Annotated in this window: 2 rRNA genes (1 of these 2 only partly in view); both read left to right on the top strand. The window is 55.0% G+C overall.

The features are described from left to right. Window positions 1-2,009: ribosomal RNA gene (locus tag FJ951_RS05170) — 23S ribosomal RNA — on the top strand; it begins 802 nt to the left of the window's first position. A gap of 272 nt (window positions 2,010-2,281) precedes the next feature. Then, window positions 2,282-2,396: ribosomal RNA gene (gene rrf / locus FJ951_RS05165) — 5S ribosomal RNA — on the top strand. Window positions 2,397-2,500: the final 104 nt, after the last annotated feature.

The raw sequence follows: 2,500 nt of genomic DNA, 5'->3' as shown, positions 1-2,500 counted from the left end.
TAGTTCGGGATGACTTGTGGCTAGGGGTGAAAGGCCAATCAAACTCGGAAATAGCTGGTTCTCCGCGAAATCTATTTAGGTAGAGCGTCGACCGAATACCCCAGGGGGTAGAGCACTGGATGGGCTAGGGGTCCTCACCGGATTACCAAACCTAACCAAACTCCGAATACCTGGGAGTACTAGTCGGCAGACACACGGCGGGTGCTAACGTCCGTCGTGAAAAGGGAAACAACCCTGACCTACAGCTAAGGTCCCCAAGTTATGGCTAAGTGGGAAAGGATGTGAGGATCCCAAAACAACCAGGATGTTGGCTTAGAAGCAGCCATCATTTAAAGAAAGCGTAACAGCTCACTGGTCTAAATAAGGGTCTTTGCGCCGAAAATGTACCGGGGCTAAAGCCATACACCGAAGCTTAGGGTTCGTGAGCAATCACGAGCGGTAGCGGAGCGTTCTGTAAGCTGATGAAGCCATACCCGTGAGGGGTGGTGGAGGTATCAGAAGTGCGAATGCTGACATGAGTAACGTAAGGGGAGTGAGAGACTCCCCCGCCGAAAGACCAAGGGTTCCTGCTTAAAGCTAATCTGAGCAGGGTTAGCCGGCCCCTAAGACGAGGCGGAAACGCGTAGTCGATGGGAACCACGTTAATATTCGTGGGCCTGGAGGTAGTGACGGATCACACAAGTTGTCCAATCTTATCGGATTGAACGGGCAGCGGAGTGGTTCCAGGAAATAGCTCCTCCTTATAGACCGTACCCGAAACCGACACTGGTGGTCTGGTAGAGTATACCAAGGCGCTTGAGAGAACTATGCTGAAGGAACTCGGCAAATTGCACGCGTAACTTCGGAAGAAGCGTGACCCTTTTCTGCGCAAGCAGAGGAGGGTGGCACAGACCAGGGGGTAGCGACTGTTTATCAAAAACACAGGGCTCTGCGAAGCCGCAAGGCGACGTATAGGGTCTGACGCCTGCCCGGTGCTGGAAGGTTAAGAGGAGGGGTGCAAGCTCTGAATCGAAGCCCCAGTAAACGGCGGCCGTAACTATAACGGTCCTAAGGTAGCGAAATTCCTTGTCGGGTAAGTTCCGACCTGCACGAATGGCGTAACGACTTCCCCGCTGTCTCCAGCATAGACTCAGTGAAATTGAATTCCCCGTGAAGATGCGGGGTTCCTGCGGTTAGACGGAAAGACCCCGTGCACCTTTACTATAGCTTTACATTGGCATTCGTAGTGGCATGTGTAGGATAGGTGGTAGGCTTTGAAACCTGGGCGCCAGCTCAGGTGGAGCCACCCTTGAAATACCACCCTTATCACTATGGATGTCTAACCGCGGCCCGTTATCCGGGTCCGGGACAATGTATGGTGGGTAGTTTGACTGGGGCGGTCGCCTCCTAAAGAGTAACGGAGGCGCGCGATGGTGGGCTCAGAACGGTCGGAAATCGTTCGCTGAGTGCAATGGCATAAGCCTGCCTGACTGCGAGACTGACAAGTCGAGCAGAGACGAAAGTCGGTCATAGTGATCCGGTGGTCCCGCGTGGAAGGGCCATCGCTCAACGGATAAAAGGTACGCCGGGGATAACAGGCTGATGACCCCCAAGAGTCCATATCGACGGGGTTGTTTGGCACCTCGATGTCGACTCATCGCATCCTGGGGCTGGAGCAGGTCCCAAGGGTATGGCTGTTCGCCATTTAAAGCGGTACGTGAGTTGGGTTCAGAACGTCGTGAGACAGTTCGGTCCCTATCTGCCGTGGGTGTAGGAATATTGAAAGGATCTGTCCCTAGTACGAGAGGACCGGGATGGACGGATCTCTGGTGGACCTGTTGTGGCGCCAGCCGCATAGCAGGGTAGCTATATCCGGACGGGATAACCGCTGAAGGCATCTAAGCGGGAAACCCACCTTAAAACGAGTATTCCCTGAGAACCGTGGAAGACGACCACGTTGATAGGCCGGGTGTGGAAGAGCGGCAACGCTTGAAGCTTACCGGTACTAATAGTTCGATCGGCTTGATCGTTCTCATTCCTTATGCCCATCGTGAAACACGATGGTCTGGCCAGCGCTCACGCATGAGCGGCCCTTACGGGCCTATGCTCCGCGAGGGCGCCGGACGACCGGCGACGCGCAGTCGCGCTTGCGGGCTTCGCCCGAAAGCAAACTGTGGATGTCGCTCAGGCACAAAAAGACAGGTGAAGAGCAACGAGCCAATAGCGAATAGGCATCCCCTATTCACTATTGCCTACTGCCCAATCCCTAACCCAGCTTCTCGAATAACGTGCGTTTTGCCGACCTGGTGGTTATGGCGGAGCGGCTGCACCCGATCCCATTCCGAACTCGGCCGTGAAACGCTCCAGCGCTGATGGTACTTCGTCTCAAGACGCGGGAGAGTAGGTCGCTGCCAGGTCTGCCAAACGCACGTTAAACTCACATCCAATCGGATGGATGTGAAATCTTCTCTTCACGAACAGGCCCGCCAACGGGACAACGGGCCGCGTAAGCGGCCCTTTC

The sequence above is a fragment of the Mesorhizobium sp. B2-2-3 genome (genome assembly GCF_006442405.1).
Classification (GTDB): domain Bacteria; phylum Pseudomonadota; class Alphaproteobacteria; order Rhizobiales; family Rhizobiaceae; genus Mesorhizobium.
This window is presented reverse-complemented; position numbering and strand designations above follow the sequence as displayed.